Origin of the sequence: Halomonas dongshanensis, assembly GCF_024790395.1 — a bacterium.
In the GTDB taxonomy this organism is placed as follows: domain Bacteria; phylum Pseudomonadota; class Gammaproteobacteria; order Pseudomonadales; family Halomonadaceae; genus Vreelandella; species Vreelandella dongshanensis.
On the sequence record NZ_JAJISC010000001.1, the window covers coordinates 106,123 to 124,685 of the forward strand.

The window sequence follows — 18,563 nt, forward strand, 5'->3', positions numbered from 1 at the left end:
TGGCAAAAAGGGAATACGATGATAGAAGTCGGCCAGCACAGGCCGGGGCGTGGTGCCTCGCCCGGAATCATCTGTTCGGATAGCATAAATCAACCTTTATTGTAGTTTTATGAATCAACAACTTATGTGCGGGGCCGGTCGTACTGCAAAGCTGTTGCAGAGTTTGGTTCTGATCAACCTAAGGTCATGTTAAGAGTATCGGTAACGACCTATCTATTAACGAATTTTGATACGTCTCATCACCGCCTGCTATAGACGACTACCGTGCGCTTGGCACGGTGGTCGCCCTCGGTCAGCGCTTAATTTCGCCCAGTAACCCCGATACCAAAACCCCGAACAGCAGCGCCCAGAACGGCGAGCTGATACCCATGACGGAGAACTGGCTCATAGCCACGGCTAGTGCAATGAAGGCACCCATTTGGCAGTAGCCGCCCTTTTGAAATGCCTGTTGCAGTGCGCTGAGCAGTACGCCCAGCATGGCAAGGCCGGCAATGACCACAATCAGCGTTTTGGGGAAGGCCAAGAGGAAGGGCACGGCAAGCCCGGCGAACAAGCCGAACAGCGCGAATAGCCCCCCATTAATTAGGGCTGCGCCATAACGCAGGTCTCGGTCCTCCCCGGCCTGTTCGGAAGAACAAATAGCGGTCATCGGGCCGGCGATATTGGCGTTGTGGCCACCGAGTAGCCCGGCGAGTATGCCACCAATGCCACTAGCCACTGTCATCGCATTGACTGGCGGACGGTAGCCCTCGGTAACCAGTACGCCAGTCGCCTGGGCGTTTTCAGCACCTATCACCAGCGCTGTCAGTGGGATAGTAATAGCGAGGAAGGCGTCCAGAGAAAAACTGGGCATGGTGAAATCCGGCATGACGAAGCCGATATTTACATCGGCAGGCTGCAATTGCCCCATGGCGTAGGCCAGTATTATCCCGACTATGCCGGCGACTAGTACTGGTGGCACCGATTTAGCAAATCGAGTAACCAGGAAGAAGCTCAGTGCTGCGACTCCGGCGACAATGGGAGCGGTGACGACCGAATCAACCGCGCCAGTAGCGAAGCGAATCAGTGCACCAGCGATCATCGCCATCACAATTGGCATGGGTAACCAGCGCATCAGTCGGCCGATCAACCCGGTGATGCCGAGTATAAGCACTAGTAGGCCACTCATGATGAAGGCGCCGATGGCCTCATTAAAGGGGATGGTGCCAAGCGAGCCGATCAGAATCGCCGCACCGGGGATGGTGAAGGCGCCACAAAGCGGCTGACGATAACGCAGGGTGAGCACCAAGCTGATCAGGCCACCGAGCACGTACACAGCGAACAACCAGGCAACTGTTTGGCCTTCACTCAGGCGGCCTGCTTCCGCAGCATTAATAATTATTAGCGCAGGGCCAGTACAGCCGAACAGTGCGGCAACCACCCCCGCGCTGATGGACTTCGAGTTGAATGCATGACGCAGAGAACGCTTCGTCACGGGTTCGGTATGAGAGGCGCTGGCCTCGATTGCAACGGGGCTGGACATGGGCGTGCTCCGCTAATTAATTATTTTATACGGGTTAGGGCGTTTGGTACCAACGCCATAGCGCTTAGCGCTTACCGGCCATCAGGTGTCAGGTCGACGGTTGCCAGATGTGCAACCGTCGCAGTCACATCGGTATTATTCTCCGTGAAATATGGCCGGACGCTTGCTGTGAAAGGCTTCGACGCCCTCTTTGAAGTCCGCCGAGCTGCGCAGGCGGCTATAGCAGTGGCCTTCCATCTCGATGGCGACCTTTAGTGATGCGTCTTCGTTGTCGTTGAGCAGCTTCTTCGCCGTACGCTGGGCGAGCGGCGAGAATCGGCGCAGTTCATCGACTAGTGCATCGACGGTGCTTTCCAGCTCCGTTTCGGGTACGCACTCTGTAACGAAGCCCCAGTCATAACCCTGTTGGCCGGTGATGCGCTTGGCACGCATAACGATGTGTTTGGTGCGAGTGATGCCGATCATCTTCTGCAGGCGAGCCGAGCCGCCCGAGCCGGGAATCTGCCCGAGATTCTGTTCCGGCAGGGCATAGCGTGCGGTTTCCGAGGCGATGCGAAAGTCACAGGCCAGCGACAACTCGAAACCGACACCGAAGGTGTAGCCGCGGTTGGCAGCGATCACCGGCTTGCTGCAGCGCTCTGGCGCGGCGACGTTCCAGGCCAGCTTGGAGACATGCTCCGGCGATGCCTCCAGGAAGCCCTTGATGTCGCCACCACTGGAGAAGTGCTCGCCCTGAGCCCGCAGTACGATGACCCGTACCCCGGGGTGGGCATCCAGCGCCTCGAATACCTGGCGCAGGGTGTCACGCTGACTCATGGCGATAACGTTGAACGGTGGACGGCCGAGAATGATGTCCCCGCGCTCGCGCTCAAGGTTTAACTCCACGGTGAAACCGTCGAGTTCGGTGCTCAAGAATTGTTCGATCTGCTGGGTATTCATGTAGATTCGTTCCTCGTGTAAAGCATATAGTGTTAATTGGCGGAAGTGGGCTGGCCGTAATTGGTGACCAGTATGCGGCGCAGGATCTTGCCGACCGGGGACTTGGGGATCTGGTCGATGAATTCGTAGCGGCGCGGGCGCTTGAAGCGCGCCAGACCCGAGGACACGCAGTGGGCGTCTAGCTCTTCCTCGGTGACCGGGTGACGCAGCTTGATGAAGGCGGCAATCAGCTTGCCCCACTGTTCGTCGGGTAGGCCGACCACGGCGACTTCCTCGACCGCAGGGTGCAGCGACAAGGTATTCTCGATCTCCGCCGGGCTGACGTTTTCGCCACCGGTAATGATCAGGTCGTCAACACGACCAGTCACGAACAGGTCGCCGTCCTCGTCGAAGAACCCAGTATCGCTGGTGAAGTACCAACCCCCATGGATCGTCTTAGCATCGGCATCGGGCCGCTTCCAGTAGCCCTCGAAAGCTTCGTCGCTGGACAAATCGGCGATGATCTTGCCTTCCTCGTTGGGCTTGCAGATGTCATCCGGTGCCTCGCTGTCCAGCGCCACCACGCGAATGCGTTGGTTCAGCGCGCTGCGGCCAGACGAGCCAGGTTTGGCGCTGGCCTTCTGATCGATGGTGAAGGTGTAGATCTCCGAGCTGCCATAGTGGTTGACGAACAGCTCCGGATTGAATGCGGCCTCGACACGTTGCAGCAGACCATCGCTCATGGCCGCGCCGGCGAAACCTAGCTTGGTGACGCTGGCTACCCGCTCGGGGCTGAAGGCCGAATGTTCAATCAGCATGTGGTAGAGCGTCGGTACCAGGTACAGGTTAGTGATCTTCTCGCGCTCGATGGCGTCCAGCGTGGCTTTCACATCGAACTTCGGCACGCAGACGAAGTGCCCATCAAGCAGCGCCATCGACAGCAGCGAACGCACGCCCATGGTGTGGTAGAGCGGCATCACGCCGAGGGTACATTCCTCTTGGCCGTACAGATTCTGCGCTACGTGGGCAACTGCGGCGGCGCGCTCGGCGCGGTGGCGGCGCGGCACGCCCTTAGGCCGGCTGGTGGTGCCGGAGGTATAGAGCATCAACGACCAGTCTTCGGGGTTGGCGCGCAGTATGATTTCGCTTGGCGACTCAGCGCACAGTTCTTCGAAGCTGATTGCGCTTTCGTTACCCGGCTGGCCGACACTGACGCATTGCCAGGTGCTCTTGCCGCAACCAGCAACGGCTTCCTGTGCGGAATCGTCGTGTATGACCACGCGCGCTTCGGCATCATTGATGCACCAAACGAGATCGTCGGTGGAAGAGCGCCAGTTGAGCGGGGTTATTATGATACCGGTGAACTGACAGGCCCAGTGTAGGGTCGCCATTTGCCAGCGGTTCTGCATCACCGCCACTACGTGGTCGCCTTTCTTCAGGCCAAGTTGTTCGAGGCCGTGCGCGGCACGTTGGATGTCGACGAACCAAGCCTCGTAGCTCTTCTTCAGGTCGCCGTCGCTGATCGCTACGGCATTTGGGCGCCGCTCGACCGCGGCGAGAAAGCTGCGTCCAAGGTCAAACATCGTTGTTGTTCTCCACGGGTGTTTCTTGTCGTTGCTGCGCCACTTCCAGCACTGCCCGGACCATGCCGGTGTAGCCGGTGCAGCGGCACAGATGGCCGGAGAGCATGTCGCGAACCTGGGATTCGTTCGGGTTTGGGACGCGCTCAAGGAATTCCACGCATGACATCAGAATGCCTGCGGTGCAGAAGCCGCACTGCAGAGCGTGGTGACGGCTAAAGGCCTGCTGTAGGTCGTTCATGATGTTGTCGCGTGACAGTGACTCCACCGTGTCGACCCGGCGCTCGTGGGACTGCACGGCGAGCATTAGGCAGGAGCGTGAGGCGACGCCATCGACCAGCACGGTGCAGGCGCCGCAGACGCCGTGTTCGCAACCGACATGCACCCCAGTGGCGCCTAATTCGTGGCGCAGGAAGTCGCATAGCTGCATGCGTGGCTCGGCGAGCCCTTCGCGTTGACGGCCGTTGAGTTCCATCTGTACAGGGAAGCGCTGATCAGCTTGCGCGTGCATGGTCGTTGCCCTCGATCAGTTGTTGGCCTAGTTCCCGTACTAGCTGGCGGCGATAGGGTGCGCTGGCGTGCACGTCATCTTGGGCGCCGAGCGACCAGGCCAGGGTGTTGAGTGAATCCTTAAGCTCTGCCCCTAGGGGGAGGCGGTGCAGCGTTGGCCGGTCGGCGACACCACCAATGCCTAGGTCCGCCTCCCTCTGGCGAATGCAGGCGGCAAGCGCCACCAGAGCGAAGTCACCATGACGCATGGCGATCTCGCGGAAGCGGTAGATAACGCCGGTCTCGCGCAGCGGAAACTGAACCTCCACGACCATCTCGTCTGGCCGCTTCTCGGTGGTTAGCACGCCTTGGAAAAACTCGGCGGCAACAACCTCGCGGCGCTTACCCTTGAGCGATTCGAGCACCACGGTACCGCCTAATGTGACCAGACATAGCGGAATTTCGGCGCTCGGGTCGGCATGCGCGACCGAGCCGCACACGGTGCCTCGATTGCGCGTCTGGAAGTGGCCGATCCAAGGCATCGCCTGGGCCAGGAGGGGGACCTCATCGGCTAGGCTGGCACGATCGAGCAGTTCGACCTGACGCACCGCTGCACCGATCTTGAGATGGTTATTTTCTAGCTTCAGGTAATGCAGGTCGCTGGCTTGGTTGATGTCAATCAGTATCTTCGGCTGGGCTAGGCGCATGTTCAGTACGGCCATCAGCGACTGGCCGCCAGCGATGATGCGGGCCTGCTCTCCGTACTCTGAAAGCTGCTGCAGGGCTTCGCGCTTGTTGGTTACACGGACATAGTCGAACGCGGCGGGTTTCATTTCGTACCTCCCATGCTGAATAGGTCACGCAGGCGCTGCCATAGGCTGTTGTCGATAGACTTGCCGGAAAGCCGCTGGGCCAGACGGGTGAATATTTGGCCAATGATCACGCGCGAGGCGCTCTGCAACATGCGCCCGCCGATAGCGGCGATCTTGCCGGTCACCGCGGCCTCATAGATGTATTCCAGCCGTGTATTACCGTTCTTCAGCGCCACTAGGTTGATCTTTGCGCTGCCGTTGGCCGAGCCCATAGGGCTATTGCCGGAGCCGGACAGGCGTAGCGAGTGCGGACGGTCAAGATCGGTCAGGGCGACTCGTGCGGCGAAGCGCGCACGGATCATGCCCACGCCGACGGTGACATCAGCCCGGTAATGGTTTTCGCTTTCCAACTCCAATGCGTGGCAACCCGGGATGATGGCCTTTAGCGTCTCGGGATTGAGGATGGCGTCGAATACTTGCTGCGGAGGCGCGGGAATTTCCACCAAGTCGTTGGCCTGTAGGGCCGAACCACCGGCTACCTTCGGTGCGTCCAAAACCAGACCTTCTGGCGCCGCTGGCTCTTCGATGCCGATCATCGAACGCACTCGTGAAGGCGTCAGCGGCAGCTTTATGTCAGAGCGGCCCAGTGCATCGGCTACGGCATTGGCGATGCATACCGGAGTGCTCATATTGTTGCCTTCACCGACACCCTTGGCCCCCAATGGGGTAAAGGGAGAGGGAGTTTCCATGTGCAGAATTATCGGGTCGACTACCTCCGGTGCAGTCGGGATCAGGTAGTCGGCCAGGGTGCCAGAGAGGAAGCTGCCGTCCTCGCCGTAGGCAAGCTCTTCCATCAGCGCCACGCCTAGCGCTTGGGTATAGGCGCCGCGAATCTGCCCCTCGACCAGCATTGGATTGAGAATGCGCCCGGCGTCATGGGTCGTGACGTACTTGTCGATGCGTACCTGGCCGGTGACGCGATCGATCTCCACCCCACAGAAGTCGAGGATGAAGCCGTAGCACAGCGAACTGTTAATGCAGTCCTGGTCGTTTGGCGCTTCGAGCTGGGGAGGTGTCCAGAACGCGGTTTCCCGCAGGCCGCCCGTTTCACCTTCCGGCAGCAGGCCCGGGGACCAGTGGGTGGCGCCAGCTACACGATGAAAGGGCTGGCTGGGGCCGTTTTCTACGAAGATCTTGCCTTCGGCGAAGCGGACGTCAGTGGCGGATACCTGCCACATGTCCGCGGCGATGGCGGCCATGCGCTCACGGATTTTCAAAGTGGCGTTGTACACCGACCCAGCGACGGCGCCGGAGAAGCGGCTCGAGTAATTGCCGGAGGCGATCGACCAGGCGTCCTTGCTGGTGTCCAGCTCAACGTTGACGCTGATGCTTTCTATTTTCACACCTAGCAGTTCGCTAATGATCTGCGCCACCGCTGTTTGATGGCCCTGGCCCTGTGGGGTCGAGGACACATGAGCGGTGATGCTGCCGAGCGGGTCGACACTGACAGTGGCTGTACTCACTGCTCCGTTCTTCGGCCCGGTCTTCTGACGCTCTTCGGGCGTCATGGCGACGGTAATGTAGCCCATGTTGGAAACCGAGGGTTCAACCACAGCGGCATAGCCGATGCCATACAGGCGCCCCTCGGCACGAGCCTTATCGCGGCGCCGAAGGAGTTCGTCAAGTTTGCCTTCACGACGTGCCAGTTCCAAAGTGGCCGGGTAGTCGCCTGAATCGAGCAGCGCGCCCGCTGCGGCGCGGTAGGGGAACACGCCGGCGGGAATCAGGTTGCGCTGGATGACCTCGAGCGGATCGAGATCTAGCTCGGTAGCGATGTGTTGCATCAGCCGCTCGAGGGTGAAATAGACTTGGCCGCCCCCAAAGCCACGGTTCAGCCCGGTAGGCATCTTATTGGTAAGCACCACCCGGTTGCGCACCGCCAGGTTGCGGATGGCGTAAGCGCCGCTGAGGTTACCGTGCATGCGGTAAAAAGTGGCTGGCTCAGGAGCTCGCAGGTAAGCGCCGCAATCGTCGATCTGGTTGTAGAGCAGGGCCGTTACACGGCCGTTGGTCTCCACTGCAGCCTCGATTTCGCAGACGCGGTTGGTGGCGCTGGAAGAGGCCTGCAGGTGCTCTAGGCGATCCTCCACCCACTTCACTGGTGCGCCGACCTTGCGCGAGGCCAATCCCATCAGCACCACATATGGGAATACTCCCTGCTTAATGCCGAAGCTGCCACCGGAATCTGGCGGGGTGCGCAGGCGCAGGCGGTTGGCCGGCACGTTGAGTGCCCGGCACATTACCGAGTGTAGTGCGTAAGGCCCCTGGAAGTTGGCCATCACGTCGTAGGTTTCTGAGGCCGGCAGATACTGTGCCAATACCACATAGCACTCAATCGGCGTGCAGGAGTTTCGCGGGTACTGCACCTTCAGCGTGATGTGGTGTGGCGCTTCGGCGAAAGCCCGCTCCGGATCGCCGTAGCGGAAGCTGCGCTCGTTAACTACGTTGCTGCCAACGGCTTCATGCAGTACCGGTGCATCATCGAGGCTGGCCGCTTCAGGGTCGATGATAGGTGTCAGCGGCTCGTATTCGACCTGAACGGCATCCAGTGCGTCTTCGGCCAAGTAGCGGTCGTCGGCGATCACTACGCAGACTGGTTCGCCAACGTAGCGCACCTTGTCGACGGCCAGAGGCCAGTGCTTCATCGGAGCTCGGACACCCACCGGGAACGGGTTAGCCCAGCGCTTTACGTCTTCGCCAGTGAGCACGTCGTGTACGCCCTTCATAGTCAGGGCACGCGTGGCATTTACCGAACGGATATTGGCGTGAGCATGGGGGGAACGGACAACAGCAGCGTGTAAGGTTCCGGGGGCTGTTGCCATGTCGTCGGCGTAGCAGCCTTGGCCCTGCAGGAGGGCTGCGTCCTCGATGCGGGTTTGACTATTTCCGATATGACCGATGGTGGTTTCATCGGTCTTTTGCTGCATATCCATGGCGCACTCTTGTTTTTATGCACGAGCTGAGAGGTTGCTACTAATTTTCACTAATTAGTTAGGACAAAGCTTTGCCTGGGACTATGCATTAATGCTTTTAAGTCTGCTTATTTACCTTATAGTCTGATTTATAAGAGACTCACATTGATACATAAATGAATTTACTGCCGAAATGTAATGCCCCTTGGTTTCTGCACATCTCTCATTAACTGAATGAGGTGTGCAGAAACCAAGGGGCATTACAGGGAGTTCAAAATTCTATGTAAGTAACTCTTTAAATTATATATGCCGCCTTAAGGCTTGACCCAGCCGCGCACGATCAGCGGGGCAAAGAGCCTGGCGTACCAGCGGTAGGCCACGCGGTCGTAAAAGGGCGTTACCCACCACGCGCGCGAGAGCCCCGTCAGAGCGGCGATGACGGGCGCCAGCAGCAGCGCGCCGATCATGTCCTGGGGGAAGTGCACGCCGAGGAAGATGCGTCCCCAGGCCACCGGAAGAGCAAGCAGCAGCAGCACGTGGCCGATACGCCGTGTGGCGTCGTGAAGGGTGAGGCTGAAGGCCATGGTCAGCATGATCGTAAGATGATTGCTGGGGAAGGCGGGCGTAGGTGCATGGGCCTGAAGGTGCTCACCAATGGGCACCATGAAAGGACGCGGCGTAGGCCACAATGTACCGATGGCCCAGCTAACCGTAAGGGCGGCAAGCGTAGCGATGAATGCCTCGAGGAGCGGCTGCTTGACGCGGGCATCGCCGCGTAGCCAGCCAACCACCAGCAGTGCAGGAATGGCCAAGATGATGTCCGAGGCGCAGGCATGAGCCAGCATGATCAGCCAGCTAGGCGCCTCGGGGGAGGCGTTGAGCAGTTCGAAAAGAGCGAGATTGAGCGCGTCCATGTCGTCCAGAGCGTATAAAAAGTAGTGAGATGTAAGAAGTAGGTAGAGCATTAGCGAATGCCCAACGGGCACCAGCGCTTTGGGACAGTGGTCCAGCCAGATTGTTCAGCGCAGTGGGCTGCTTGCCGCTCGGGTAATGAACAGCACTTCGACGTGCCCTAGCCACTCGATATCGCTGGCCAGCGCCTTGAGCTGGCTGGCCAGGCACTGCGGCGGCTGTTGAACGGCGTCGCCGATGATCAACGAGACCGAGACCTTGTCGCCCAGGTAGTGCAGCTGAAAGTCGTCCAGGGTGCGCCAGACAGGGTGCATGTACCAGCGGGCGTCGAGAGCGGCTTCCACCTCGGGGCGCAGGGGCAGGCCCGGAAGACGGCTAGGGTCACCGGCACCGGCGTCGTCTTCGGGGTCGATATGAAAAATTACGTCGGTGAGATCGGGAAACGCCTGCCGCAGGCGTCGGCTCACCTCGTTGCCGATTTCGTGAGCCTCCGAGACGGTGATCTTGGGCCCGACCACGATATGCAGATCGACCATTACCCAGCCAGCGGATTGACGGGTGCGTAGATCGTGAACGCTATCGACACCTGGCACCTTGCAGGCCACCGCATGCATCTGCTGCTGCACGTCTTCGGGTAGCGCCGTATCCACTAGCTCACGCGCCGACTCCCACAGCAGGTCCCAACCGACTTTACCCACCAATAGCCCCACCACCACGGCGGCGACCGCATCCAGCCAACCCAGGCCGAACTGAGCGCCGATCAGCGCGACCAACACCACGGCAGTGGACATGGCGTCACTGCGCGAGTGCCAGGCATTGGCCTCCAACAGCCGCGATTTGACCCGCTTGGCCACGCGCATGGTGTAACGAAAGATCCACTCTTTGGAGACCAGGGCCGCCACGGTCACGCCGATGGCGAAAAGCCCTGGGGCGGTGGCGAGCTGGCCGCCGATCAGACGGTCGATGCTCGACCAGGCGATGCCGCCTGCCACGAAGATCAATACGCTGCCGAGCAGCAGCGTGGTCAGCGTTTCGATGCGCCCGTGGCCGTACTGGTGGTCGGTATCGGGCTCTTGGCGCCCGTAGTGGAGCGCGGCGAGCACGAAGCCATTGGTGATCAAATCGGAGAGCGAGTGAATGCCATCGGCTACCAGCGCCGCCGAGCCCACCATAAAGCCAACCACGACCTTCACTAGACTCAGCAGCGCATCGAGCCAGGAGCCAATATAGGTCACGCGTTTGGCATCGCGGCTCTGCAGCGCCTTGTCGGCGGCAGTATCGTGGGCAGTGGCGGGTCTTGGGAGAGAGGAATCAGCGGTCTGAGTCATGGTCTACCTGACGAGCGTCATGCGCTAGGCCCCTAGTGTAGCGCACTCGCTGCGATTCTCTTAATCTCTCCCGGTTCGATACGGCGGCGTTTCTCCTCACGGGGGTACCGCGCGATGGCGGACAACCTCAATGAGGGCGTGTATCCTTGTTCGCCTGCGTATCGGTGAGATACGAGGCGTCGACGAGCCTCTTTCAAGGGAATAGCGGATGGATTGGTTACAAGTAGTGGTGTTGGCAGCGGTGCAGGGACTGACCGAATTTCTGCCCGTTTCGAGCTCCGCCCACCTGATTCTCGTCCCCGTGCTCACCGATTGGCAGGATCAAGGCTTGGCCTTCGATGTCGCCCTGCACGTTGGCAGTCTCACCGCCGTCATCGTCTATTTTCGCCACGAGATCTTACGCATGGCGTACAGTGCGCTACGCGCCTTGGGGGGCAAGGGCGTAGACGACGACGCTCGCCTTGCCCTATGGGTGGTGGTCGCGACGCTTCCAGTGTGTATCGTCGGCTTTCTTTTGCGCGATTTCATCTCTTTGTACATGCGCTCGACGCTGATCATCGCTCTCAGCTTGATCGTCTTCGGGTTGTTGCTTGGCTATGCCGACTTTTTCAAGCGCGATACGCGCAGCGAGTATCAAATGGGGTTGAAAGACGCGCTGATCATCGGCTTTGCCCAGGTGCTGGCGCTTATTCCCGGCACGTCGCGTTCGGGCATCAGCATGACCGCTGCGCTGATGGTCGGTATGAGCCGTGAAGGGGCGGCGCGTTTCTCTTTTTTGCTCTCCATTCCGGTCATCGTCTTGGCCGGAGGGCTCGAAGCCATCGAGCTTATCCGCCAGCCCGACCCTATCGATTGGCTGACGCTCGGCGTTGGAACGCTGCTGTCGGGGCTTTTCGCCTACCTCTGCATTCACTATTTTCTCGCCGTGATCAAGAAGCTGGGCATGCAGCCCTTCGTCGTCTACCGGGTGCTGTTCGGCGCTTGGCTTCTCTGGTTCTTTTATGTCTGAATCTCGTATCGAGAGAGCACGCTTATGACTTCATTCACACCTAGCGCGGCAGGCAATTGTGCCGTCGGCAAGACCAAGGGACGTATGGCCTTGGCGGCATTGGCACTGCTGTGGCTTAGCGGCTGTTCCGAGAACGATCGTCCCTTGGAGTCGCCGGTTCACCTCGATGGTGAGATCTTTGGCACCTTTTATCAGGTCACCATTGGCGATCCACTGACCCAGGGCCGTGCTCAGGAGCTCGAAGCGGGATTCAAGGCCGAGCTCGATAGCGTCGATGCGGCGATGTCCACCTACCGCGACGATTCGGAGCTGGTCGCCTTCAACCAGGCGCCGCTAAATGAGTGGCAGCCCCTCTCCAACGAGCTGATCGACGTACTCGCCATTAGCCGTGCGGTAGCCGAGCAAAGCGATGGCGCCTTCGACGTCACCGTGGGCAACCTGGTCAATCTGTGGAGTTTCGGCCCCGGCGCCCGGCCTCATGAAATTCCCGACGACGAGGTGCTGGCCGCGCGCCTAGCCGAAGTGGGCTATGACGCCGTCGACGTCGACACCACCTTGATGCAGGCGCGCCGCACCCGCGATGTTTTCGTCGATCTTTCGGGGGTGGCCAAAGGGCACGGCACCGACCGCGTGGGCGCCTACCTCGACCAGCAGGGCATCGAGAACTATCTGGTCAATATCGGCGGCGAAATGCTCGCACGCGGCTATCGCGACGATGAGCAGACGCCCTGGCGCGTGGGCATCGAAACGCCCCAGAGCGGAGCGCCCGAGGCGCAGCATATCGTGCCGCTACACGACATGTCGGTGGCCACCTCCGGCGACTACCGTAACTACTACGAGGTCGATGGCCAGCGCTTCTCGCATACCATCGATCCGCGCACGGGGCGCCCGGTGACCCACCGGCTCGCCTCGGTCACGGTGATTCACCCCTCCAATGCCTGGGCGGACGCCTGGGCCACGGCGCTGCTGGTGGTGGGCGAGGAGGACGCCATGACGATGGCACTCGACAACGAGTTAAAGGTGCTCTTGTTGGTCAGCGACGGCGACGACTGGCAAAGCCTGGCAAGCCCCGGCTTCATCGACTACTTCGGCGCCGAACGTATCGACGCGCTGGGCATCGAACGCTTTCCCGGCATCACCCCGGTCGAGAGCGGCTTGAATGCAATCGAAACCGATCACTTGAGCGATCAATGAAGAGATCAATGCAATGACAGAACTGGACGTCGTGATTCTCGCCGCCGGAAAGGGCACTCGGATGCGCTCTGCGCTGCCCAAGGTGCTGCATACGCTGGCTGGAAAACCCCTGGTTCAGCACGTGTTGGATACGGCCACGGCGCTGAACCCTGATCGTTTGCACGTGGTCGTCGGCCACGGCGCCGATCAACTCAAGGCAGCGCTTGCCGAGCGAAACGTGAGCTTTGCCCTGCAGGCCGAGCAGAAGGGTACCGGCCACGCCGTCGCCCAGGCGGTGGATCACCTAGGCATTGGCAAGGTATTGGTGCTCTATGGTGATGTGCCGCTGATTCGTCGCGACACGCTCACCCAACTGCTTGCCCAGGTCGACGAGCAGCGCATGGGACTGCTCACGGTGAGGTTGGAAGACCCCACCGGCTACGGTCGCATCGTGCGTAATGCGGCAGGGGAGGCGGTCGCCATCGTCGAGCAGAAGGATGCCTCGCCCGATGAGCTTGCCATCACCGAGTGCAACACCGGCATCATGGCGATGACGGCTGCCCAGCTCAAACGCTGGCTGCCCCAGCTCTCGTCCGATAACGCCCAGGGCGAGTACTACCTTACCGATCTGATTGCGCTGGCCGCCGCCGAGGGTATTCAGGTGGCCACTGCCGAGCCAAGTAGCGCTCTTGAGGTGGAAGGCATCAACAACCGCGCCCAGATGGCCAAGCTCGAACGCGCCTATCAGCAACAGCTTGCCGAGGCGTTAATGGAGCAGGGCGTGGCCCTGGCCGATCCTGCGCGGCTCGACGTTCGTGGCAGTTTGACCTGCGGTCATGACGTCTTCATCGACGTTGGCTGCGTCTTCGAGGGCGAAGTGGAACTGGGCGAAGGGGTGCATATCGGCCCTTACTGCGTAATCAAGCAGAGCACCATCGGCGCCCAGAGCGTGGTTCACTCGCACAGCATCGTTGAGCAGAGTGTGGCGGCAGGACACAACCAGATCGGCCCCTACGCGCGGCTGCGTCCAGGTACGCGCCTGGGTGCTCAGGCCAAGGTGGGCAACTTCGTCGAAACCAAGAACGCCGACGTGGGCGAAGGCAGTAAGATCAACCATCTGAGCTACGTCGGTGATGCGCGGCTGGGTCGAGACGTCAACGTCGGCGCGGGAACGATCACCTGTAACTACGATGGCGCCAACAAACACCGTACCGAGATCGGTGACGAAGCCTTCATCGGCTCTAACAGCGCGCTGGTCGCGCCGGTGGCGATCGGCAAGGGCGCGACGGTGGGCGCGGGTTCGACCATTGTCAAGGACGTTGCCGACCATGCTCTGGCCGTGACCCGCAGCCGCCAGTTGGAAAAACCGCAGTGGCCGCGCCCGGCCAAGCGTCACTGATCGTTAACGAGGAGAAGGGCTATGTGTGGCATCGTCGCCGCCGTTGCACAGCGCAACGTACAGGGCATCTTGCTGGAGGGGCTCAGACGCCTAGAGTATCGGGGCTACGACTCCGCTGGCATGTCGGTCATCGATGCCGGTGCGCTGACGCGCAAACGGGCGCTGGGCAAAGTGGCCGCGCTCGACGCTCAGCTTGCCGCGGGCGCGTTGCCTGGGCATACCGGCATTGCCCACACCCGTTGGGCGACCCATGGTAAGCCCTCTGAGGCCAACGCCCATCCCCACCATAGCTACGAACAGATCGCGGTGGTGCATAACGGCATCATCGAGAACTACGAGCGCTTGAAGGCGCGGTTAGAGGCAAAGGGCTACTCCTTCACCTCCGAAACCGATACCGAAGTGATCGCGCACTTGATGTTCGAGCGCATCCAACAGGGGCTTACCCTTTTCGACGCCACCGCGCAGATCGTAAGCGAGCTGGGCGGCGCCTACGCCTTGGGGTTGATCAGCACCCATGAGCCAGATGTCGTGGTGGGCGCGCGCCAGGGTAGCCCGCTGGTGGTGGGCGTGGGTATCGATGAGGCGTTTCTCGCCTCCGATCCGCTGGCGCTTTTGCAGGTCACCGACCGCTTCATCTACCTCGAAGAGGGCGACGTGGTGGAGCTTCGCGGCCTGGGCGAGATACGTATCCGTGATCGCAGCGGCCGCGCCGTCGAGCGTCCGGTGCACACCTTCGAGCACGGCGATGGGGCGGCGCATAAAGGCGAATATCGCCACTTCATGCTCAAGGAGATCTTCGAGCAGCCCGAGGTGATCGCCACCGCACTGGAGGGTCGACTGAGCGAGGAGGGCGTGCTCGTCGAGAGCTTTGGCCCCGAGGCCCAGGCGCTCTTCGCGCGTGCGCGCCAGGTGCACATCATTGCCTGTGGGACGAGCTACCATGCCGGGCTTGTGGCGCGTTACTGGCTGGAGCGCTACGCCGGGGTGCCGGTACAGGTGGAAGTGGCCTCGGAGTACCGCTACCGCCATCCGGTGGTGTTGGATGACACGCTCTTCGTCACGCTATCTCAATCGGGCGAGACCGCCGATACCCTGGCCGCGCTGCGCTTCGCCAAGACGCTTGGCTATATCGGCAGCCTAGCGATCTGTAACGTGCCGGGCAGTTCGCTGGTGCGCGAATCCGATCTTACCCTGATGACCCGCGCGGGCCCGGAGATCGGCGTGGCCTCGACCAAGGCTTTCACCACCCAACTGGTGGCGCTAATGCTGCTGACGCTGGCCATGGGCAAAGCGCAAGGGCTCGACGATGCTCAGCGCGCCGAGCAGGCCGAGATCGTCGCCGCGCTCAAAACGCTCCCCCGCGTATGCCAAAAGGCGCTCGCCTTGGATGGCGCCATCGAAGCGCTCTCCCAAGCCTTTGCCGAGAAGCATCACGCGCTCTTCTTGGGCCGTGGCGCGCACTACCCGATTGCGCTGGAAGGCGCGCTCAAGCTCAAGGAAATCTCCTACATTCACGCCGAGGCTTACCCCGCGGGTGAGCTCAAGCACGGGCCGCTGGCGCTGGTCGACAGCGAAATGCCGGTAATTTCGGTCGCCCCCAACGACGATCTGTTGGAAAAGCTCAAGTCCAACCTCCAAGAGGTGCGCGCCCGCGGCGGGCAACTCTTCGTCTTCGCCGAGGAGAGCATCGGCATTCGCGATCAGCAAGACGTGCGTGTACTCGGCGTGCCTGTTATCCACGAGTCTCTCACGCCGCTGCTCTACACTTTGCCGCTGCAGCTTCTGAGTTACCACGTCGCCGTGCTCAAGGGCACCGATGTCGATCAGCCGCGTAATTTGGCCAAGAGCGTAACGGTGGAGTAAAAGAGGGTAGAAGAGGGAGGGCGCGGTAGCCTTAGTGAGTATCGTCGAGCTGTGCCCAATCTTGATAAACGAGCTGAGGAACGCGGCTGAATTCGCGAACGTTATGGGTGACGAGCGTACAGTCAGAGGCTATGGCGTGCCCAGCAATGGCAGTGTCATTGGTGCCAATGAGGGTGCCTTTTTTGGTTAACGTTCTCGCGATATCGATGGTGGCGTCTACTGCCCCTTGATCCCAAGCGAGAACGGCATCCAAGCGCTCGACGAAGGCATCTATCAACGTTTTATGCTTGGGGGAGGCCTTCTTTCCGATTTGTCCGTAGCGCATTTCCGCATAGGTGATGGCCGATATCACGATACGGCTACCGTGCTCTACCTCGGTGGATAGGCGATGGATTACCTGGGCGGGGTGCTCGCGCATTAGATAAGCGCAAATACAGGTATCTAGCATGAAGGTGGTCACGGCTCGAACCTGCCTTCGTCGCTCACGATGGAAACACGCTGTTGGAGGAAGTCGTCGTCGGCTTTGGGCAATTCTAATAGCGTGCCCCAGGAAGGGCGTACGGGACGCAGCGTGATCACGTCGCCCTCACGAGATATTTCGAGTTCCCCAATACCCTCATAGGCCATATCGGCAGGCAGCCGAACGGCTTGGTTTTTGCCATTTTTGAAAATTGAGACGGTACGCATCCTCGTTCTTCTCCCTTTCTAAGCCTAAATACACCATAGCAATGTTTTGTACATATGCAAAGCATATGTCTTGCGCGCTATGATGTTAAAAGAGCTTTTTAAACTTAACTCCTTGATAGAAAAGTGCTCTAAACGATACGCCGCGTTGCGCTCTACTCCTCTGGCAGAAAGAGTCAAAAAATAGTCGCGCGGTGCGTTGCAGCAGGACTTTAGGGTGCTTATCATTTAGCCGCTCACGTGAAAGCGCCTGCGAGCATCGGGCGTGTTTCGTGTGGGTCCCCCGGCTTTCTCACGCTCCGCCAAGGACACGCCACATGACTTCTCCTCACGACCTTGCACTTCGGCTCACACTGCGCCGAGGTGTTTGGCTACTTGCTGTTACCTGCTTTTTGCTGTTCTCCTCCTTTTTTTCCACCTCAGTGTTTGCTGCCGAGGTCGGCACGCTTCCGTTGACGGGATCGTTCGTCGGCATCGCCTCGGTGGTGATCTTTTTGCTGGCCTATTTGCTGGTCATGCTCGAAGAGATCCTGCACATGCGTAAGTCCAAGCCCGTGCTGGTTGCGGCGGGTCTTATCTGGGCGATGGTGGCTTACGTCTACGTGCAGGCTGGGCTTCCCGACGAGGCCGAGACGGCCTTTCGCGAAACGCTTCTAGAGTACACCGAGCTTCTGCTCTTCTTGCTGGTGGCGATGACCTACATCAACGCCATGGAAGAGCGGCGCGTGTTCGACGCCCTGCGTGCGTGGCTCGTGCGCACGGGCTTTAGCTACCGCAGCCTGTTCTGGATCACCGGCTTTCTGGCTTTCTGGATCTCGTCGATTGCCAACAACATGACCACCGCCATGCTGATGTGCGCGGTGGTGTTGAAAGTGGCCGAAAACGACAACAAGTTCATTAGCCTCTGCTGCGTCAACGTCGTCGTCGCTTCCAACGCAGGCGGCGCTTTCAGCCCCTTTGGCGATATCACTACGCTAATGGTCTGGCAGGCGGGGCAGGTGCCTTTCGGCGGCTTCTTTGCACTCTTATTGCCCGCTATCGTCAACTTCATGGTACCTGCGGTGATCATGAACTTCTTCATCGTCAACCGTCAGCCCGCGGCTCTGACCGAGCGGGTCTGGCTCAAGCGCGGGGCGCGGCGCATCATTGTGTTGTTCTTGATCACCGTCGCCATTTCGGTGCTGTGCCACTCGATGCTGCACCTGCCGCCAGCGGCCGGCATGATGTTTGGCTTGGGCCTATTGCAGTTCTTTGGCTATTACCTGCGCAAGAGCCTGCCGCGCTCGCTGGAGCGCAAGCGCGAGCGCTACTCGCGCCGCGGCGACTGGAAGAAGCTCGAACAGCTCGGTAGCGTCGTACCTTTCGATATCTTTAGCCGGATCGCCCGCTCCGAGTGGGACACGCTGCTGTTCTTCTACGGAGTGGTAATGTGCGTCGGCGGCTTGGGGTTTCTGGGCTACCTTGGCCTGCTGTCGGAAACGCTCTACGGCAGTTGGAACCCGGTGTGGGCCAACGTCGTTCTGGGCTTGATCTCGGCAGTGGTGGATAACATTCCGGTGATGTTCGCCGTGCTCTCCATGGCACCCGACATGACTACGGGTAACTGGCTCTTGATCACCCTGACCGCAGGCGTCGGTGGTAGCGTGCTGGCCATGGGGTCGGCGGCGGGCGTGGCGCTAATGGGCCAGGCGCGCGGTATCTACACCTTCGTTGGCCACTTGCGCTGGGCGCCGGCCATCTTGCTGGGCTATGCCGCAAGCATCGCCGTGCATCTGTGGCTCAATGCTTCGATGTTTTAAACAGCCAGGCTTTAGGCATAAGGTTTTAAGCACAAGGCTTTAACCGTTAGTTAAGTGAAGAAAAAAAGCCTCTCGCCGATGTTCGGCGAGAGGCTTTTTAGGA

15 protein-coding genes are annotated in these 18,563 nt (G+C 60.1%); 5 read left to right on the forward strand and 10 right to left on the reverse strand.

The genetic code is table 11. From position 1 onward, the window contains the following. Positions 1 to 292: 292 nt before the first annotated feature. The 8 genes from LLY24_RS00515 to LLY24_RS00550 form a co-directional block, all read right to left on the reverse strand. The gene (locus tag LLY24_RS00515; RefSeq protein WP_259034312.1) at positions 293 to 1,522 is read right to left on the reverse strand and encodes a benzoate/H(+) symporter BenE family transporter; all 1,230 of its coding nucleotides are present in this window, start codon (positions 1,520 to 1,522) and stop codon (positions 293 to 295) included. Positions 1,523 to 1,657: 135 nt separating this feature from the next. Further along, positions 1,658 to 2,461, reverse strand: coding sequence for an enoyl-CoA hydratase/isomerase family protein (locus tag LLY24_RS00520; protein ID WP_259034313.1), 804 nt, complete (start codon positions 2,459 to 2,461; stop codon positions 1,658 to 1,660). A 32-nt stretch (positions 2,462 to 2,493) separates the two neighbouring features. Then, entirely contained in the window at positions 2,494 to 4,023 is a 1,530-nt protein-coding gene (locus LLY24_RS00525; RefSeq protein ID WP_259034314.1) for an AMP-binding protein, read from the reverse strand. After that, entirely contained in the window at positions 4,016 to 4,531 is a 516-nt protein-coding gene (locus LLY24_RS00530) for a (2Fe-2S)-binding protein (RefSeq protein ID WP_259034315.1), read from the reverse strand. The genes LLY24_RS00525 and LLY24_RS00530 overlap by 8 nt, the downstream gene beginning before the upstream one ends. Continuing rightward, positions 4,515 to 5,342 (reverse strand): FAD binding domain-containing protein, encoded by an 828-nt coding sequence (locus LLY24_RS00535; RefSeq protein WP_259034316.1) that lies wholly within the window; start codon positions 5,340 to 5,342, stop codon positions 4,515 to 4,517. The genes LLY24_RS00530 and LLY24_RS00535 overlap by 17 nt, the downstream gene beginning before the upstream one ends. Then, on the reverse strand, positions 5,339 to 8,314 hold the full coding sequence (locus LLY24_RS00540) for a xanthine dehydrogenase family protein molybdopterin-binding subunit (protein ID WP_259034317.1): 2,976 nt from the start codon (positions 8,312 to 8,314) through the stop codon (positions 5,339 to 5,341). The genes LLY24_RS00535 and LLY24_RS00540 overlap by 4 nt, the downstream gene beginning before the upstream one ends. Positions 8,315 to 8,607: 293 nt before the next feature. Beyond that, entirely contained in the window at positions 8,608 to 9,258 is a 651-nt protein-coding gene (locus tag LLY24_RS00545) for a phosphatase PAP2 family protein (protein WP_259034318.1), read from the reverse strand. A gap of 54 nt (positions 9,259 to 9,312) precedes the next feature. Then, positions 9,313 to 10,533: a cation diffusion facilitator family transporter gene (locus LLY24_RS00550; protein ID WP_259034319.1), complete on the reverse strand. Its 1,221-nt coding sequence runs from the start codon at positions 10,531 to 10,533 to the stop codon at positions 9,313 to 9,315. A gap of 208 nt (positions 10,534 to 10,741) precedes the next feature. Between LLY24_RS00550 and LLY24_RS00555 the strand changes: the two genes are divergently transcribed. From LLY24_RS00555 to glmS, 4 genes are all read left to right on the forward strand, one after another. Further along, a complete protein-coding gene (locus LLY24_RS00555) occupies positions 10,742 to 11,542 on the forward strand; it encodes an undecaprenyl-diphosphate phosphatase (RefSeq protein ID WP_259034320.1) in 801 nt (266 codons plus the stop codon). 84 nt (positions 11,543 to 11,626) lie between these two features. Then, positions 11,627 to 12,736 (forward strand): FAD:protein FMN transferase, encoded by a 1,110-nt coding sequence (locus LLY24_RS00560; RefSeq protein WP_259034879.1) that lies wholly within the window; start codon positions 11,627 to 11,629, stop codon positions 12,734 to 12,736. A 13-nt stretch (positions 12,737 to 12,749) separates the two neighbouring features. After that, positions 12,750 to 14,114: a bifunctional UDP-N-acetylglucosamine diphosphorylase/glucosamine-1-phosphate N-acetyltransferase GlmU gene (gene glmU, locus LLY24_RS00565; protein WP_259034321.1), complete on the forward strand. Its 1,365-nt coding sequence runs from the start codon at positions 12,750 to 12,752 to the stop codon at positions 14,112 to 14,114. 21 nt (positions 14,115 to 14,135) lie between these two features. Then, positions 14,136 to 15,977, forward strand: a complete 1,842-nt coding sequence (gene glmS / locus LLY24_RS00570; RefSeq protein ID WP_259034322.1) for a glutamine--fructose-6-phosphate transaminase (isomerizing) — start codon at positions 14,136 to 14,138, stop codon at positions 15,975 to 15,977. A gap of 31 nt (positions 15,978 to 16,008) precedes the next feature. On the opposite strand, the gene LLY24_RS00575 is transcribed toward glmS, so the two are convergent. Both LLY24_RS00575 and vapB read right to left on the reverse strand, forming a co-directional pair. Beyond that, entirely contained in the window at positions 16,009 to 16,437 is a 429-nt protein-coding gene (locus LLY24_RS00575; protein ID WP_259034323.1) for a type II toxin-antitoxin system VapC family toxin, read from the reverse strand. Then, positions 16,434 to 16,664 (reverse strand): type II toxin-antitoxin system VapB family antitoxin, encoded by a 231-nt coding sequence (vapB, locus tag LLY24_RS00580; protein ID WP_259034324.1) that lies wholly within the window; start codon positions 16,662 to 16,664, stop codon positions 16,434 to 16,436. Before vapB ends, LLY24_RS00575 begins: the two co-directional genes overlap by 4 nt. Positions 16,665 to 16,978: 314 nt before the next feature. Between vapB and nhaD the strand changes: the two genes are divergently transcribed. After that, entirely contained in the window at positions 16,979 to 18,460 is a 1,482-nt protein-coding gene (gene nhaD / locus LLY24_RS00585) for a sodium:proton antiporter NhaD (RefSeq protein ID WP_259034325.1), read from the forward strand. Positions 18,461 to 18,563: the final 103 nt, after the last annotated feature.

Excerpts from the sequence above, each read along its gene's own strand:
- glmS (WP_259034322.1), top strand. The coding sequence starts at position 14,136 with ATGTGTGGCATCGTCGCCGCCGTTGCACAGCGCAACGTACAGGGCATC.
- LLY24_RS00550 (WP_259034319.1), bottom strand. The coding sequence starts at position 10,533 with ATGACTCAGACCGCTGATTCCTCTCTCCCAAGACCCGCCACTGCCCAC.
- nhaD (WP_259034325.1), top strand. The coding sequence starts at position 16,979 with ATGACTTCTCCTCACGACCTTGCACTTCGGCTCACACTGCGCCGAGGT.
- glmU (WP_259034321.1), top strand. The coding sequence starts at position 12,750 with ATGACAGAACTGGACGTCGTGATTCTCGCCGCCGGAAAGGGCACTCGG.
- LLY24_RS00540 (WP_259034317.1), bottom strand. The coding sequence starts at position 8,314 with ATGGATATGCAGCAAAAGACCGATGAAACCACCATCGGTCATATCGGA.
- LLY24_RS00520 (WP_259034313.1), bottom strand. The coding sequence starts at position 2,461 with ATGAATACCCAGCAGATCGAACAATTCTTGAGCACCGAACTCGACGGT.
- vapB (WP_259034324.1), bottom strand. The coding sequence starts at position 16,664 with ATGCGTACCGTCTCAATTTTCAAAAATGGCAAAAACCAAGCCGTTCGG.
- LLY24_RS00515 (WP_259034312.1), bottom strand. The coding sequence starts at position 1,522 with ATGTCCAGCCCCGTTGCAATCGAGGCCAGCGCCTCTCATACCGAACCC.
- LLY24_RS00560 (WP_259034879.1), top strand. The coding sequence starts at position 11,627 with ATGGCCTTGGCGGCATTGGCACTGCTGTGGCTTAGCGGCTGTTCCGAG.
- LLY24_RS00545 (WP_259034318.1), bottom strand. The coding sequence starts at position 9,258 with ATGCTCTACCTACTTCTTACATCTCACTACTTTTTATACGCTCTGGAC.
- LLY24_RS00525 (WP_259034314.1), bottom strand. The coding sequence starts at position 4,023 with ATGTTTGACCTTGGACGCAGCTTTCTCGCCGCGGTCGAGCGGCGCCCA.
- LLY24_RS00535 (WP_259034316.1), bottom strand. The coding sequence starts at position 5,342 with ATGAAACCCGCCGCGTTCGACTATGTCCGTGTAACCAACAAGCGCGAA.
- LLY24_RS00555 (WP_259034320.1), top strand. The coding sequence starts at position 10,742 with ATGGATTGGTTACAAGTAGTGGTGTTGGCAGCGGTGCAGGGACTGACC.
- LLY24_RS00530 (WP_259034315.1), bottom strand. The coding sequence starts at position 4,531 with ATGCACGCGCAAGCTGATCAGCGCTTCCCTGTACAGATGGAACTCAAC.